Below are 16,045 nucleotides of genomic sequence, written 5' to 3' on the forward strand. Positions count from 1 at the left end.
ATTTAGCTTAATATAATGTAAAATATTTAGACATTTTATAACATTTTCTTGTATTTTTTGATAAAATATTTTTATGAGAATAGATAAATTTTTAAATGTAGTTAATATTACTAAGCGTCGTGCTATTTCAGAAGATATGTGTAAAAGTGGTGTAGTAAGTATAAATAATCAAGTAGTTAAAGCTAGTAAAGAAGTAAAAATTGGCGATGAAATAAGCATTAAATTTATAGAATATACTAATATCTATAAAGTTTTAGACATACCAACAACCAAAAGCATACCAAAAGCTATGCAAGAAAAATATGTGGTAAAAATCCAATGAAAGAAATGATTTTAAGCCAAAATGAGCTTTATAAGCTTTGTGAAATTTTACCTAAAAATGGAGTTATTTTACTTCAAGGGGATTTAGCAAGCGGTAAAACTACTTTAGTGCAAAATTATGCTCAATTTCTTGGAGTAGAAAAAACGCTTAATTCTCCTACATTTTCTATCATGCAAGAGTATGATTTTCAACAAGGTAAAATGTATCATTATGATATTTATCAAGAAGGTTTTGATGGGCTTTTAAAAAATGGCTTGATTGAAAATTTTTTTGAAGATGGTTTGCATTTGGTAGAGTGGGGTGATGAAAAATTAAAAAAATATTTAGATAAATATCAAATTTTTAATATAATTTTACAAATCATTCCTTATGAAAATAAAAGAAAGTATATAATACATGAGTAAGCTAGAAGCTAGAAATTTAGAAAAAATCATTAAAAAAACTAAAATCATACACGATGTTTCGCTAGAAGTGCAAAGTGGAGAAGTTGTAGGACTTTTAGGGCCTAATGGAGCAGGAAAAACTACGAGTTTTTATATGATATGTGGACTTATTTTGCCAACAAGTGGACAGGTGTTTTTAGACTCACAAGATATCACAAAAGAACCACTTAATAAAAGAGCAAAGCTTGGCATTGGGTATTTACCTCAAGAAAGTAGTGTTTTTAAAGACTTAAGCGTAGAAGAAAATTTACTTTTAGCCGCCCAAGTAATATATAAGGATAAAAATTTATTAGAACAAAAGATAGAACAAATGCTAGAATTACTTAGCATAGAACCTATTAGACACAGAAAAGGTATGAGCTTAAGCGGGGGCGAAAGAAGGCGTTGCGAAATCGCAAGATCACTTATGTGTGATCCTAAATTTTTACTTCTTGATGAACCATTTGCTGGGGTTGATCCTATCGCAGTGAGTGAAATTCAAAGCTTGATTAATGATTTAAAAGCTATGAATATAGGTGTTTTAATCACTGATCATAATGTAAGAGAAACTTTAGCAATTTGCGATAGAGCTTATGTGATTAGAAGCGGAAGGTTGCTAGCTAGTGGTAATGCTAATGAAATTGCGCATAATGAAGATGTTAAAAAATATTATCTTGGAAGTGAGTTTAGACTTGAATAATGCTTAAACAAAAAACCTCTATAACGCAAAAAGCAAAACTATCACAAACCTTAAGATCTTGGCTTCCTATATTGCAAGCTAATATTGAAGATCTAAAAGAAAGTTTAGATGAATTTGCTAAAGAAAATCCTTTTATAGAGATCAAAGAAAACTCAAGCATTACAAACAATCAAAACAAGTATTATCAAGAGTATTTTAGTAAAAATACCACTACGCAAATGATTGATGCAAAAAGCTTGGAAGTAAAAAATGTATATGAACTTTTAAGCGAGCAAATCATACCACCATTTTTTCCTACTAAAAAATCCCAAACCATTGCTGAAAAAATCATAGAATGCTTAAATCATGAAGGTTATTTTGAATATGATGAAGAAATTTTAGGTGAATTTGATCCTTTAGAAGTAGAAAAAATCAGACAAAGATTTAAGTATCTTGAGCCTATTGGAGTAGGTGCAAAAGACAATCAAGAAGCTTTTATTTTTGCATTAGAGCATTTTGACTTAGATGATGAGCTTTATGAGTTTTGCAAAATGTTAATTTTAAATTTAGAAAATGCAAAAGATTTTATCAAAGATCCTTTGTATAAAAAGGCTATAGCGATAATTAAAAAAATCTCCATTCCACCTTTTTTGGAGTATTTTGAAGAGAGCATGGAAATTATTCCTGATATATTTATTTATCAAGAAAATGGTGAAATTAAAATTAAAATTAATGATGATTATTATCCTGAAATTGCTTTTGAAGCAGATGGTTTAGATCATGAGTTTTTAAGTGCTTATTTAAAAGATGCAAAAAATTTAATCGATGCACTAGCTATGCGTAAAGCTACCCTTTATAAACTAGGGCTTATGATTATAGAATATCAATATGATTTTTTCATGGGTGGGGACATCAAACCTATGCAACTTAAAGATTTAGCACAAGATCTTGAAAGAAATGCTTCTACCATTTCAAGAGCAATTGCAAACAAATACTTAAGTTGTGATAGAGGTTTAATACCTTTAAAATCTTTCTTTACCACCGCAGTTGATGATGGCGAAACTTCTAATGCTACAATCAAAGATTTTCTTAGCAATTTAATTAAAAAAGAAAATCCTAAAAAACCTTTGAGTGATTTGAAAATTCTTGAACTCACTCAAAAAGAATTCCCAAGTGTGCAACTAGGGCGTAGGACTATCACTAAATATCGTATGCAACTTGGTATAGGAAGCTCAAGTGAGCGTAAAAAATTATATGAATTGATGTAGGAAAAGATGAATTTAGAAAGTATTTTTGAAAAAACCATAAAACAAAATGTGCGTTTAGTAGCAGCTAGCAAGTATGTTCAAGATGAACAAATTCGAGATCTTTTTAAGCAAGGTGTTGTAGAGTTTGGAGAAAATCAAGTCCAAGCTTTAGCTTTAAAAAAAGAAAAACTTCAAGATTTAGAAATCAAATGGCATTTTATAGGCAATCTTCAAAGTAACAAAATCAATCTTTTAATCAAACAAAACCCATTACTTTGGCAATCTTGCAATGGCTTAAAAATCGCCAAAGCCGTAGATAAAAGACTTGATTATAAATTAGATACTTTATTAGAAATTAATACTGCCAATGAAAGTTCTAAAAGTGGTATAGAGCAAAATAAGGCCATAGAAGAATATTTACAAATACAAGAAGAGTGTAAAAATTTAAACCTTACAGGCATTATGTGTATAGGCTCTATGGATGAGGAAAAAGTTCAAGAAAGCTTTGAGCAAACTTTTAAAATCTATGAAATTTTACAAAAACACGGGGCAAAAATTTGCTCCATGGGTATGAGTGGGGATTTTGAACTAGCTATAAAATGTGGTTCAAATATGGTGCGTTTGGGGAGTATTTTATTTAAATAAACCCCATTTGTTTTGCTTTTTCTATCATAAAATCTGCGCCATTTTCGCTTTTTAATCCTTGCAAGGCTAAAGATTTTTCTTCTAATGAGAAATTTTCTACTAAATTTAAAAATTGATGTTTTTCTTCTTGGGTTAAAATTTCACATAAATTACGCTCTTTTAAATACAAAGCATTAAAATATTGATGATTTTTAACCGCATATGGATAAGGAATAAAAATACAAGGAAGTAAATTTACACTAAGCTCAAAAAGACTACTTGCGCCTGATCTTGATATAGCTAAATCTGCTTTAAAAATTTTATCCATAATGTTTTTATCAAAGTCAAAAAGCTCTACTTTGACATTTAAATCCTCATAAGCTTTTTTACATCTTTCATAATCATTCTTACCACATTGATGAATGATATTTATACCTTTTTCTTTAAAGTATAAAGCATTTTCTAAAGCAAGGTCATTAATAAATTTAGCCCCTTGAGAGCCACCAAGAAAAATAATATTTTTTAATTCTTTTCTCACTCTTGCTTTTTGAGAAAAAATCTCGCTGATAGGATAAGGACAAAAGAAAGTATTTGCTTTGTTAATTTGATCATCAAAAGCAGTAAAAAAAGCTTTAGAAAAAGGCTTTAAAAGTGAATTTAAACTTCCTATTTTTGAATTTTGCTCATGGATTAAAAGTGGGATATTTGCCATTAAAGCACCAAAAGCGCCTGGGGCACTGCTATATCCACCCACACTAAAAACTACTTTAATATTATGTTCTTTTAAAATTTGTTTTGTTGTTCTTGCAAGTTTTAAAATATGTAAAAATGATTGAACTTTAGCTAAGCCTTTTTTATTAACAACACCTTGAGAGCTTAGAAAATATTTTTTATAAAAACCATTTTCATTTTCAAACCAAAGTCTATCTTGGCCATTTTCACTTCCTATGTAAATACATTCTATGCCTTGTTTTCTTGCGCTTTGCAATAAACATCTAGCTATAGCCAAATGCCCTCCCGTGCCTCCACCTGTAATTGCTATCATTTGTCCTCTTTATTTAGTTTTTCTTCTAAAAATTTAATTCTTTCCTCTAGTTTTTGAATTCTCTCTTTTTGGCTTATTTGAAATTCTTTAATATAAGCAGGTATACCAATAGCTGTTAAATTTGCCCCAACATCTTTTAATACAACTGCATTTGAACCTATTTTTGCATTTTTACCTATGGTAATATTACCTAAAATTTTAGCCCCAGAGCCTATGATCACACCATCTTCTATAGTAGGATGTCTTTTGGCATTTTTATCTAAACTTGTACCACCTAAGGTTACTCCTTGATAGATAATCACATCATTACCAATTATAGCTGTTTCACCTACTACCACACCTATTGCATGATCTATGAATATCCTTCTACCTAGCGTAGCTCCAGGATGCAAATCAACCCCTGTTAAAAACTGAGAAATTCCACTAATCATTCTTGCTATGCGTTTATAATTTTTGATATAAAAAAAATGCGCAAAACGATAATTTACCACAGCCCAAACACCAGGATAGTTAAAAACTAATTCAATCCAAGATCTATATGCAGGATCTTTTTGTTTTGGCATAGAAAAATCTTCTTTGATTAGTTTAAAAATACTCATTTAGAACCTATACTTTTTAAGTATCCATTATCATTTAAAAATAAATAAATTTCACCCAAAATATGTTTTTTTTGACTTTCATTTACAAGTTTTGAAGCATAAATTTTTTCATTAATATTGTCCATAATTGCATGCACATCATAATCAAGATCTTCTAAGGTATCTAAAATAGATTGAGCCTCTAGCACGCTTTCTACTTCAAAACCCTTTTCATTAATACTTATACAAGCTTCAGTTGGATGTGTAAAAAGATTATGCTTCATGCCAAGCACTTCTTGATAAGCTCCCACTAGGAAAAATCCTAAAAAATAATCTTCAGCTTCTACATCAATATCATGTAAAAACAAAGGATTATCTTTAGAATAAGAAATTTCCCCATCGCTATCACAAGTTATATCCCATATACTTGCACTTCTAGTTGGCTTTTTATTAAGTCTATCAAGTGGCATGATAGGGAAATTTTGCTCTAAACCCCAAAAATCAGGTAAAGACTGAAATACTGAAAAATTCACTAAATATTTTTCTTGTACTTCATTTTGCAAACTCGATAAATCAGCTTGATCACCCACTAAAGAAATAGCTTTTCTCATAATCAAATGCACTAAAATTTCACTATTAGAGCGATCTTGTAAATCCACATAACCCAAATCAAACAAGGTTAAAATACTCTCCATATGATCAATACTATCATGTAAATACTCAAGCGCGTTAGAAGCTTTAATGTTTTTATACAAATCATAAAGCTCATCAATAAGTTTTGGATTTTTATCTTTTAATAAAAGCTTACTTTCTGTGTATTCTTGAGAAAAAAGCTCTAAAACAGGCGCTACTAAAACAGCATGATTAGCCGCTACAAAACGCCCACTTTCTATAAAAATGTCAGGCTCTAAGTCTTTTTTTTGTTCTGCAATGCCTTTTAAAATAAACACAACATCGTTTGCGTACTCACTTAAGGTGTAATTTCTACTTGTTTCGTTTTTAAACTGAGAGTATTCTACCGCTAAACCTCCACCAAGATTAATAGCTTTTAAATTTTTTGCCCCCATTTTTCTAAGCTCGGTGTAGATATTACCCGCTTCATTTAGAGCTTTTTTCAAAGGATGAATTTCAGTAATTTGTGAGCCTAAATGAAAATGTATCATAGTAAATTGCTCTAAAAGTTTATTAGCTTTTAAAAGATTTACCGCTTCAATAAGCTCAGTGGATGTTAAACCAAATTTTGAATTTATACCACCACTTTTTGCCCAAATTCCTACTCCAGCTGAATGCAAACGCACCCTTAAACCTATATTTGGCTTTGGCTTAAAACGATTTTTAGCAATTTCAATCATCGCTTCAAGCTCATTAAGTCCTTCCATAGTTAAAGTGATATTATGACCCATTTCACACGCTATAAAGCCCATATTTATGAGTTCTTTATCTTTAAAACCATTAACTGTTATAGGAGCACTTTCATTATTATAAGCCATAGCTAGTAAAAGCTCAGCCTTACTTCCTGCCTCTAAGCCATAGTTGTATTCTTTGCCTAGATTGACTAAATTTTTTACAAAACCTGGATATTGATTGACTTTTAAAGGATATACAGCGTTAAAAGAACCTTTATAGTTAAATTCTTTTTTTGCTTTAGCAAATTTATTATAAATTTGCTCAATTTGCTTATGGATTAAATGAGGAAAACGAAGCAACAATGGCCCCTTATAACCATCATCGCGCAAAGTATTTACTATATCTATAATGGCAGGTTTTTTACCATGATTTACACATACTTTGCCATTTTCGATGATAAAATTATTTGCACCCCAAATATTAATACCATAATCAATCATAACTCATTCTCCAAATTTGCTAATTTTATATTTTTATTTTCTTTACTATCTAAATTTTTATAAAAAATCTCTTCTTTTTGCATTTCATCTTCACCTATACACAAAAAGATTTTAGCATTAGCATTATCTGCTTGGTTTAAATGCTTTGCAAGTTTTTTTGCTTCATAGCTTAAATATACTTTATGTTTTTTTCTTAAAGTATTTGCTAATTTAAAAATAGTATCTATATAAGCTTCATCCATAGCACAAAGATAAATTCCTTCTCTTGATTTTACGCTTTGTTTTTGCTCTAAAATAGCCATAATCCTTTCTATACCCATAGCAAAACCCACGCCATAACCACTTTTACCATCTAAGTATTCAATTAATCTATCATACCTTCCACCACCTGCTACGGCAGCTTTTGCACCGATTTCATCGCTAACAAACTCAAATGCACTTTTAGAATAATAATCAAGCCCACGCACTAATTTTTCATCACATTCAAATTCAACATCATTTTCTTTTAAAAGTTTTTGTAATTTTTCATAATCTTTCTTGCAACATGAGCATAAATTTTCACTTAGTTTTGGCGCATTTTCGATTAAACTTTGACAATGATCATTTTTACAATCAAGCACTCTAATAGGATTTAAGTCTTTTCTTCTTAAGCAATCTTCACAAAAACCTTCTTTAGAATTTAAAAAAGCTATGAGTTTTTCTTTATATACACCCATACATTCTTTACAGCCTAAAGAATTAATTTTCAAGCTTGTATGAATTTCTAAGCGTTTAAAAATTTCATTTAGCATTAAAATAATACTCGCATCCTCATACACACTTGCTATACCAAAGCTTTCTACACCAAATTGATGAAATTCACGCAATCTTCCTTTTTGTGGCCTTTCATAGCGAAACATAGAACCATGATAAAACCATCTTTTAACACTTTGAGCCTTATCCATTTTAGCTTCTATGTATGATCTTACCACCCCAGCTGTCCCTTCAGGCCTTAAGCACACTTCATTGCCTGCTTTATCAACAAATTCATACATTTCCTTGCCAACTATATCAGAGCTTTCCCCAACGCTTCTTTTAAAAAGCTTGGTAAGCTCTAAATGCGGACAATTAATAAAAGTAAAACCATAGTTTTTAGCTACTTCTTCACAAGTTTTTACTACTTTTTCATAAAGAGCAGCTTGATCATCTTGTAAATCTTTCATTCCTTTTAAAGCATTAATCATCTATAAAATCCTTAATTTTTTCATGTAAATTTTCAATACTCAAAGAAGCATCTAATTTTAAAATTTTTATATCTATCTTAGTTTTTAAAAACTCTAAAGTTTCTTCTAGGGCATTTTGTATATTTAAAAAATACTCAATCCCTCTTTTTTCAATACTATCTAGATCTTTTTTAGAAAGTCTTTGTGTGATAAGCTCTTTAGAACCATGCAAAAACACAACCTTTTGCGGAAAAAGCCCACCTGTGGCAAAAGAGTTTAACTCAAATAAAATATTTTGATCAAAATCACATCTTGCATAAGCCATATTAGAAATAAAACTACGATCTGAAATGATAAGTTTGTTTTTATTTTGTGCTAAATGCATGTCGATTAAATTTGCTCTATCTGCTAAAAAAAGCAAAAGCTCAGCCTTTTTAGAAAAATGTATTTTGCTTTCTAATAAAATTTTTCTTAAATGCACTCCAAGCTCACTTCCACCTGGTTCTTTAGTAAAAAATGCATTATGAAAATATTTTTTTAAAAGTTCTATCTGTGTGCTTTTACCCACACAATCAACCCCTTCAAAAGCTATATACAATCTCTCTCCTTTAATAAAGGTATAATTTCTTTTGGCACAAGCTTGCTCACATCACCATTATGGGCACAAATTGATCTTACTATGGAGCTTGAAATAAAAGAATTTTTTAAATTTGGCATAAGATATATAGTTTCAAAATCTTCCCAAAGCATGTGATTTGCATAGCCAAGTTGTAATTCATACTCAAAATCACTTACCGCTCTTAAGCCTCTTATAATGATATTTATTTGCAAATTTTTAGCAAGATCTACTAGTAAGTTATCAAAAGTTGTAATTTTAACATTTTTTAAGTCTTTTGTAGCAATTTTTACCATTTTTTCTCTATGCTCTAGACTAAACATAGGCTTTTTGCTTTCACTTTTAGCTATAGCAACTACCACCTCTTCAAACATCTTGCTAGCTCTAATGATAACATCTAAATGTCCATTAGTGATAGGATCAAATGTTCCTGGATACACACAACTAGCCATCACTGCCACCTTTGGTATAAATTATGCTCGATATTTGCTAAATCAAGCCATTTTCCTATGATAAATTCATATAATTTTTCCAAATTATCAATCTTAGCATAACTTGCCATTACAGGAGGAGCGATGATAACTCCATAGCTAGAAAGTTTAGCCATTTGTTCTAAATTTAAAGTAGAATAGGGCATTTCTCTTACTCCAAGTATGAGCTTTTTGCGTTCTTTTAAAGCCACTCCTGCAGCTCTTGTAAGTAAAGTATCATTTATACCGCAAGCAATTTTTGCTAAAGTGTTAATCGAGCAAGGTGTGATAAAAGTCGTTTCTATGCCAAAAGATCCGCTTGCTACGCATTGACTAATGTCTTCATTATCTAAAAAATTTACATGTTCAAGCTCAAATTTATCTTTTATGTGTTGCAAAAAGTCTATATTTTGCAAAAGGGAATTTTCTTTTATAAAGCTTATTTTTGCATTTTTACTCACAATAGCATAAATTTGTCCTTTTTCTTTTAAATGTTTTAACAATAAAAAGCCAAGCTCGCAAGAACTAGCTCCGCTAATACCTACTAAAATTTTTCTCATTTTAGCTCCACATAATTTTTACTAATAACTTTACCATGCACGACTTTTCCATCTTTATTTTTAAGGCGAATTCTTTGGTTTAAATTCCCACTTTGCAAGGCTTTTAATTCTATCATCATGCTTAAATCCCCATCTTTGATAATACCATAAACAGAATCATTTCTTTGTATAAGGGTTTTGGTTTTAAACATATTATATTTTAAAATCATATTTTCTCTTATATTGCTTTTGGCTATTAAATTTGTGATTTCATCTTTTTTTAATACACCTTGAGGGGCTTTATCAAAAGGAATTTTTAAAATTTTAAAACTAGCAGGACTTAAATTTTCATTACGCGAAATAGGACGCGTAGTTTGCAAAACTTCTAATTTTGCCTTTAAAAAATACTTAAAAAATATATTTTTTTTAAACTGCTCTGGAGTTTTAAATTCAGCCTTTATAAAGCCATCGGCTCTATCAAAATTATGATTACCTAACTTTAAAAAAATATATTGATTAAAATCAGCAGGCAAACTTGATTGAGTGTTAAGATCCAAAGAAATGATTTCTAACTGCGGATAATTTATTTTAAATTCTTTAATCAAAGCTAATTTTACTTCATCAAAATTCGAAGCAAAACTTAAAGTATAGAAAAATAAAACTAGAATGATTTGTTTAAAAAACAATACAGCAACCTCTTATATAAAATATATTAATTATATAATACATCAAAAAAGTTTGATTTTAGTTAAAAGAAGTGGAGCGGGAAACGAGATTCGAACTCGCGACCCCAACCTTGGCAAGGTTGTGCTCTACCCCTGAGCTATTCCCGCATTTTGAAAGTAGAGTATGATTTTATCAAAACTTTATTTTATTGTCAAGTTTTTAAAATTAAGGAATGTTTTTTGCTTGTAGTTATTAAATTTTAAAAGGAGCAACTCATGCAAGTAAATGATAAAAATAGTCCGCTAGCCCTAAACAATATGACAAAAATCAAAGAAAAAAACACATCTTCAGATGAATTTCAAGCTACACTTAATGCACTTAAAGACAAAGAGGAAAAAGAGTATAAAAAAGATAGCAACAATGCTTTTAGTAATACAGATTTAAATATAGGTTCGATTTCTAAAGATTATAGCGTATATGCTTGGGAGAAATTACGCCAAAGCAAATACCAAAAAAATGAAGAAAATATCTTAAACAATCTTTTTAAAACTTTAGATAAAGCAAGAAGTTAATCATTCAAAATAGGGTAGTGCAATACCCTATTAAATTTTTAAAACTTTAACTTCTTGATCTTTTACTAATTTTGTATCATCAATTTGCGTGATTAAAATATGCGTGTTTTCACATAAAGGTTTTAGCATACCTGAGCCAAATTTAGCTTCACTTGGTTTAAAATATCCATCGACTAATTTTCCAAAAGCAAAATCATTTCTTTGACCTTTGAAATTTAAATCTTTAGTCAATCTTGCTTTATCAAATTCCAAAAAATCTTTACCATAAAGCAAATTGAGTATATTTTTTGCAAAAATATGCGTTGAAACTAAAGAGGCTAAAGGATTTCCTGGTAGGGCTAGAAAAAGCATATCGCTTTTGCTAAAAAGTTTTACATGCTTGCAAAGTTTAGCATTTACTTTTTCAAAAATAGAGCTAAAATCACACTCAAGTAAAGCTTGTTTGATAAAATCAGCCTCACCCACGCTAGCTCCACCACTGCTTATAAGCATATCAAATTCTTTATTTTCTAAAAGCTTTTTATATGCATTTAAATCATCTTTTATAAGTCCTAAATACTCAACATCAGCATAATCTTGCAAAATAGCATAAATACCAAAAGCATTTGCATTATATATGCTGTATTCATCAGCATTTTCCCAAGGTTCTACAAGCTCATCTCCACTTGAAAAAATCCCAATACGCATTTTCTTAACTACTTTTAGCTCATAAATTCCTTGAGCAGCAAGCATAGCTACCATACCTGAGGTGATTTTTTGCCCCTTTTTAAACAAAAGCTCTCCAAGCTTTGCTTCCTCGCCTTTAAAACGGATGGCATTGTTTTCTTTAGCGTTTTTAGCATTGAGCTTTTCATCTTCAAGCAAAGCTTCTTCAAACATTAAAATGGTATTTGCATTTTGAGGAATTTTAGCTCCTGTCATGATTTTATAGCATTCATTTTTTTCTATAATATAATCATTTTTATCGCCTGCTAAAATACTTCCTTTTATTTTTAGCAATTCATTCTTATGTGTATAATTTAGCGCATAGCCATCTAGGGCAGAATTATCAAAAGCGGGTAGGTTTTTTTTCACAAAAACATCTTCATATAAAATACACCCCAAAGCTTGTGTCAAATTTACTCTTTGAAATTCATTTTTTGCTTTGATTTGTTCTTTTAAAAAATCTAAAGTTGCAAAAATATCTCTCATTCTTCAAGCCTTCTTATGCTTGCGCCTAGTTTTTTAAATTTTTCTTCTAAATTTTCATATCCTCTATCAAGATGATAAATTCTATGAATTTTGCTTGTGCCTTTAGCTGCTAAAGCCGCTAAAATCAAAGCAGAAGACGCACGCAAATCAGTAGCCATAACATCAGCCCCCAAAAGCTCTTTAGTACCATTTATAGTAGCAATATGCCCGTTTAATCTTATATCAGCTCCCATTCTTAAAAGCTCACTTACATGCATAAAACGATTTTCAAATAATCTCTCATCAATAATACTTGCACCATTTGCTTTTAAAGCTAAAGCCATAAATTGTGCTTGCATATCCGTTGGAAAACCTGGATATTCGCTAGTTAAAATTTCAACTGGTTTGATTTCTTTAGCAGGATTTATACTAATACTATCTTCATTAATATCAAAGCTAAAACCCATTTGCTCTAGCTTTGCTAAAACTGCACTAAGATGGCTTGCATTGACTTTTTTTAGAGTGATTTTTGAGTTAGTGATAGCTCCTGCACACAAATAAGTTCCTGCTTCAATACGATCAGGAATGATTTCAAAAGGTTTAAATTCTAAAAGTTCTCCACTTGTACCATAAATTTCAAGCTCAGAAGATCCTATGCCTTGTATATCAAGCCCAGCCCTAGCTAAAACCTCACAAAGTTGCACCACTTCAGGCTCTTTAGCAACATTTAAAAGTCTAGTTTTACCATGAGCTAGAGCTGCTGCCATGATGATATTTTCACTGCCTGTAACAGTGATTTTATCAAACATCACATCAGCGCCTCTAAGCTCTCCACTAGCTACCACATAACCTTGCTTAATCTCAATATTAGCTCCCATTTTTTCTAAAGCTAAAAGGTGTAAATCAATAGGGCGTTGGCCTATAGCACAACCTCCTGGTAAAGAAACCTCACAATTTCCAAATCTAGCTAGTAAAGGCCCTAAGGTAAGTATAGAGGCACGCATTTTACGCACGATGTCGTATTTTGCTATGGTTTTATTTAAGTGTTTTGTATTTATTTTTGCAAAATTGTCTTTAAAAGTATAATTTGCCCCTAAATTTTCAAGTAAAGAAAGTAGGGTGCAAATATCTGCTACATTTGGTAAATTTGAAATTTGCACTTCATTTTTAGCTAAAATACTTGAAGCTATCAAAGGGAGTGCAGCGTTTTTTGCACCACTTATTATCACTTCTCCATTTAACTTTTCAACACCATCAATCTCTAAATAAGTCATCAATTTTCCTTAAAATATATACATAATGATATAATAATATTTTACTACAAATATTATATAAATTAATAAGATTAAAGGTGTTTTTTGGGAGTTTTTCTAGTCATACTTGGTGGGATATTTTGGGCCATAAGTGGGGTTTTGGCTGAGTATTTGTTTAAAAATCATTATTCTGCTGAATGGGTAAGTTTTTATCGTTTGCTTTTTACTAGTGTTATTTTAATAATTTTGGGTGCAAAAAATTTCAAATTAAAATTGCTAAAGCAAAAACAAGAACTTAGCTCTCTTTTGATTTTTTCTATCTTTGGTTTATTGATAACTCAATATGGTTATTTTAAAGCTATTTATTATACCGATGCAGGAACTGCTACGATGATACAATACAACGCACCATTAATCATAATGCTTTTTATGTGTTTTAAAAATAAAATTTTACCTAAAAAAGTAGAACTAATCGCTTTGTTTTTAATACTTTTTGCTTTATTTTTACTTATAACAAATGGAGATATTAATACATTAAAACTTGATATAAGAGGTGTTATTTGGGCTTTTTTTGGAGCTCTTGGAGTGGCATTTTATTCTTTGAGTGCTAGGCTTATCATAGCAAAATATGGCTTATTTTTAATCATGGGTTTAGCTAGTTTATTTGCTTCTTTTTTGCTTTTTGTATTATTACAAGGAAATATCCCAAAACATGATTTTTCTTTAAATTCATTTTTGGCTATGAGCGCGATTGTATTTATAGGCACAATAGGGGCTTTTTGTTTATATTTAAAAGGAGTTGAATTAATAGGAGCTTTTAAAGCTAGTATGATAGCTTGTATAGAACCTGTGGCTGCTGCTTTTATGAGTTTTTTATTTTTAGGAACTATTTATAGTGTGATTGATCTTTTTGCTTTTGCCTTAATCATTCTTAGTGTGTTTTTAAATGCCAAAAAACACTAAGAATAAGTGATTAAAAAATACTAGATAAAACTATCTAAGTTCTATCGTGAAGTTTTTTGGCTACCTCTGCAGCTAATTTTAGCTTTTCATTATCAAAGTGCGTATAAATTCTTGAAGTATTTAAACTCGCATGCCCTAGTGCTTCTTGGACTAAAACTAAATCTTTTTGTTTTTTATAAAGTAGGGTAGCAAAAGTATGTCTTAACATATGGGCTCCATTTTTTTGCTTGCGAATTCCTGCTTTAAATAAAATTTGTTCTACTATACGCGAAACATAAGCTTGGGTTAGGGCTTTGCCATTGCGATTGACAAATAAAAGTCCATCATAAGAAAGATAATTTACCCTTACATCTTTTAAAAGATATTCTATAAGCTCTTTTTTAATCATCACAACGCGGTATTTATTACCTTTAGCTCTAATGCGTATAATATAAAGATCATTTTCTTCACTAATATCTTTTAATTTTATATTAATAGCTTCACTAACCCTAATTCCTGTAAAAATGATGATTTTAATAATCAAGCGATTGCGTATGGTATTACTTTTAAAATCTGTATTATCAATAGCATCTAAAAATTTACTCACTTCATCTTCACTCATATACTCAGGTAGCTTAACTCCTTTAGAGCCACTTACACCTGCCCAATTTTTAAGATTAATATCAAAAATGTGCGCCTTTTGATCTTCTTCATTTTGTTTATCTAAAAATGCAAAAAAATTAATCACAGCTATGCGATAATTTTTTTTACTCGCATCAGACAAAGAAGCACTAATACTTGCTAAAATTTCTACTAAAAGCTCTTCATCGATTTGTTTTAGCGAATAAAGCTTATAAAATAACAAATACTCATAAAGTTTTTTCAAAGGATTAAAATATGTATTTACACCGCTAAGTCCTGCATTTCTTGCTTTTTTTACATAAGCATCAAGCTCTTGTATATTTTTAACACCCTTACTTAAGGCTAAATTTACTACAGCCAAGGCTTGGGGGTCTTTTAATTCTTTATTTGATAAAGAATTTAGTTTAAATTTCACATATCTACAAAGCCAAAATAAAAATGACTTTTCAAAATTTTCTTCACAATCTAGAGGATATTTCATCACTCATTCTCCAAAGCTTTCAAAGTAGCCATTTTTGCATGGATATAAGCACTATCAAATAGCTTTTTAGAGCTTTCTTTTATAATCAAACCAAGTTCAGTACAACCCAAAATCACTCCTTGAATCTCCGGAAATTGAGCAATCAAATCACATAAATATCTTTTTGATTTTTCATTTATAATACCTTTGCAAAGTTCATTAAAAATAATGTCATTAAGCTTTAAAATATCATCATTTTTGGGAATAAAAACTTCAATCTTTGAATCAATTAAAAGTTGTTTATAAAAATCTTCTTGCATAGTGTATTTTGTCCCCAATAACAATACTTTATCGATATTTTGCTCTTGAAGTTCTAAAAGCATAGCTTTAGCTATATGTAAGATAGGAATTTGAATGTTTTTTTGTATATTTTCATAACATTTATGCATAGTATTAGTGCAAATTAATATAAAATCAACTCCACTTTTTTGCAAAAGTAGGGCATGTTGGGTTAAAATTTCACTTGCTTTTTGCCAATCATTCTTTCGTTGGCATTCTTCTATTTCTTCAAAATCAACACTAGTTAAAACTATCTTAGCACTATGTAATTTTCCTAATTTTTCATTTGTTAATTTATTGATTATTTCATAATAGCTAAGTGTGCTTTCATAACTCATTCCGCCTATTAAACCTATGGTTTTCAATTTTTTTCCTTTTAAAATTAATATAAAAATTATAAAAAAATCTTA

General features: G+C 30.0%; 19 protein-coding genes and 1 tRNA gene. 7 read left to right on the forward strand and 13 right to left on the reverse strand.

The genetic code is table 11. The features are described 5' to 3' along the window. Positions 1-73: 73 nt before the first annotated feature. Genes CAMP5063_RS03330 through CAMP5063_RS03350 form a run of 5 tightly spaced genes read left to right on the forward strand, consistent with a single transcriptional unit; the run spans position 74 to position 3,315 of the window. Positions 74-322, forward strand: a complete 249-nt coding sequence (locus CAMP5063_RS03330; protein ID WP_039618276.1) for an RNA-binding S4 domain-containing protein — start codon at positions 74-76, stop codon at positions 320-322. Next, positions 319-726 carry a tRNA (adenosine(37)-N6)-threonylcarbamoyltransferase complex ATPase subunit type 1 TsaE gene (gene tsaE, locus CAMP5063_RS03335; protein WP_220566375.1) on the forward strand — a complete coding sequence of 136 codons (408 nt, stop codon included), beginning with the start codon at positions 319-321 and terminating at the stop codon, positions 724-726. Before CAMP5063_RS03330 ends, tsaE begins: the two co-directional genes overlap by 4 nt. Continuing rightward, positions 719-1,444, forward strand: coding sequence for an LPS export ABC transporter ATP-binding protein (gene lptB / locus CAMP5063_RS03340; RefSeq protein ID WP_039618272.1), 726 nt, complete (start codon positions 719-721; stop codon positions 1,442-1,444). The genes tsaE and lptB overlap by 8 nt, the downstream gene beginning before the upstream one ends. After that, positions 1,444-2,691: an RNA polymerase factor sigma-54 gene (locus CAMP5063_RS03345; RefSeq protein WP_133318902.1), complete on the forward strand. Its 1,248-nt coding sequence runs from the start codon at positions 1,444-1,446 to the stop codon at positions 2,689-2,691. Before lptB ends, CAMP5063_RS03345 begins: the two co-directional genes overlap by 1 nt. A gap of 6 nt (positions 2,692-2,697) precedes the next feature. Further along, the gene (locus CAMP5063_RS03350) at positions 2,698-3,315 is read left to right on the forward strand and encodes a YggS family pyridoxal phosphate-dependent enzyme (RefSeq protein ID WP_337194821.1); all 618 of its coding nucleotides are present in this window, start codon (positions 2,698-2,700) and stop codon (positions 3,313-3,315) included. Here CAMP5063_RS03350 and CAMP5063_RS03355 read toward each other — a convergent pair. From CAMP5063_RS03355 to CAMP5063_RS03395, 9 genes are all read right to left on the reverse strand, one after another. After that, positions 3,308-4,339, reverse strand: a complete 1,032-nt coding sequence (locus CAMP5063_RS03355; protein ID WP_263680982.1) for a UDP-N-acetylglucosamine--N-acetylmuramyl-(pentapeptide) pyrophosphoryl-undecaprenol N-acetylglucosamine transferase — start codon at positions 4,337-4,339, stop codon at positions 3,308-3,310. The two genes, CAMP5063_RS03350 and CAMP5063_RS03355, sit on opposite strands and share 8 nt — an antisense overlap. After that, positions 4,336-4,938 (reverse strand): serine O-acetyltransferase, encoded by a 603-nt coding sequence (gene cysE / locus CAMP5063_RS03360; RefSeq protein WP_337194822.1) that lies wholly within the window; start codon positions 4,936-4,938, stop codon positions 4,336-4,338. The genes CAMP5063_RS03355 and cysE overlap by 4 nt, the downstream gene beginning before the upstream one ends. Further along, entirely contained in the window at positions 4,935-6,764 is a 1,830-nt protein-coding gene (gene speA / locus CAMP5063_RS03365; RefSeq protein ID WP_263660334.1) for a biosynthetic arginine decarboxylase, read from the reverse strand. The genes cysE and speA overlap by 4 nt, the downstream gene beginning before the upstream one ends. Next, positions 6,761-7,987: a histidine--tRNA ligase gene (hisS, locus tag CAMP5063_RS03370; protein WP_337194823.1), complete on the reverse strand. Its 1,227-nt coding sequence runs from the start codon at positions 7,985-7,987 to the stop codon at positions 6,761-6,763. The genes speA and hisS overlap by 4 nt, the downstream gene beginning before the upstream one ends. Continuing rightward, on the reverse strand, positions 7,980-8,564 hold the full coding sequence (gene tmk, locus CAMP5063_RS03375) for a dTMP kinase (protein WP_264284217.1): 585 nt from the start codon (positions 8,562-8,564) through the stop codon (positions 7,980-7,982). Before tmk ends, hisS begins: the two co-directional genes overlap by 8 nt. Continuing rightward, positions 8,555-9,034: a pantetheine-phosphate adenylyltransferase gene (gene coaD, locus CAMP5063_RS03380; protein WP_133318979.1), complete on the reverse strand. Its 480-nt coding sequence runs from the start codon at positions 9,032-9,034 to the stop codon at positions 8,555-8,557. The genes tmk and coaD overlap by 10 nt, the downstream gene beginning before the upstream one ends. Beyond that, positions 9,034-9,612 (reverse strand): UbiX family flavin prenyltransferase, encoded by a 579-nt coding sequence (locus CAMP5063_RS03385; RefSeq protein WP_258107349.1) that lies wholly within the window; start codon positions 9,610-9,612, stop codon positions 9,034-9,036. Before CAMP5063_RS03385 ends, coaD begins: the two co-directional genes overlap by 1 nt. Then, positions 9,609-10,277, reverse strand: a complete 669-nt coding sequence (gene flgA / locus CAMP5063_RS03390) for a flagellar basal body P-ring formation chaperone FlgA (protein ID WP_133318910.1) — start codon at positions 10,275-10,277, stop codon at positions 9,609-9,611. The genes CAMP5063_RS03385 and flgA overlap by 4 nt, the downstream gene beginning before the upstream one ends. Positions 10,278-10,349: 72 nt before the next feature. After that, positions 10,350-10,424: transfer RNA gene (locus CAMP5063_RS03395), tRNA-Gly, on the reverse strand. Positions 10,425-10,532: 108 nt separating this feature from the next. Between CAMP5063_RS03395 and CAMP5063_RS03400 the strand changes: the two genes are divergently transcribed. Continuing rightward, positions 10,533-10,829, forward strand: a complete 297-nt coding sequence (locus CAMP5063_RS03400; protein ID WP_039668370.1) for an invasion antigen C — start codon at positions 10,533-10,535, stop codon at positions 10,827-10,829. A 30-nt stretch (positions 10,830-10,859) separates the two neighbouring features. On the opposite strand, the gene CAMP5063_RS03405 is transcribed toward CAMP5063_RS03400, so the two are convergent. Continuing rightward, the gene (locus CAMP5063_RS03405) at positions 10,860-12,020 is read right to left on the reverse strand and encodes a molybdopterin molybdotransferase MoeA (protein WP_337194824.1); all 1,161 of its coding nucleotides are present in this window, start codon (positions 12,018-12,020) and stop codon (positions 10,860-10,862) included. Then, positions 12,017-13,273 carry a UDP-N-acetylglucosamine 1-carboxyvinyltransferase gene (murA, locus tag CAMP5063_RS03410; protein WP_263680987.1) on the reverse strand — a complete coding sequence of 419 codons (1,257 nt, stop codon included), beginning with the start codon at positions 13,271-13,273 and terminating at the stop codon, positions 12,017-12,019. Before murA ends, CAMP5063_RS03405 begins: the two co-directional genes overlap by 4 nt. A gap of 84 nt (positions 13,274-13,357) precedes the next feature. Here murA and CAMP5063_RS03415 point away from each other — a divergent pair, with 84 nt between their 5' ends. After that, a complete protein-coding gene (locus tag CAMP5063_RS03415; RefSeq protein ID WP_337194825.1) occupies positions 13,358-14,215 on the forward strand; it encodes a DMT family transporter in 858 nt (285 codons plus the stop codon). 34 nt (positions 14,216-14,249) lie between these two features. Here the strand turns inward: CAMP5063_RS03415 and CAMP5063_RS03420 are convergent, their stop codons facing one another. Next, complete coding sequence (locus CAMP5063_RS03420; RefSeq protein ID WP_337194826.1) at positions 14,250-15,317, reverse strand: tyrosine-type recombinase/integrase; 1,068 nt, start codon at positions 15,315-15,317, stop codon at positions 14,250-14,252. After that, entirely contained in the window at positions 15,317-16,000 is a 684-nt protein-coding gene (locus tag CAMP5063_RS03425; protein ID WP_263728707.1) for an aspartate/glutamate racemase family protein, read from the reverse strand. The genes CAMP5063_RS03420 and CAMP5063_RS03425 overlap by 1 nt, the downstream gene beginning before the upstream one ends. Positions 16,001-16,045 lie beyond the last annotated feature (45 nt).

Source organism: Campylobacter sp. RM5063 (assembly GCF_024723655.1).
Lineage (GTDB): Bacteria > Campylobacterota > Campylobacteria > Campylobacterales > Campylobacteraceae > Campylobacter_D > Campylobacter_D lari_D.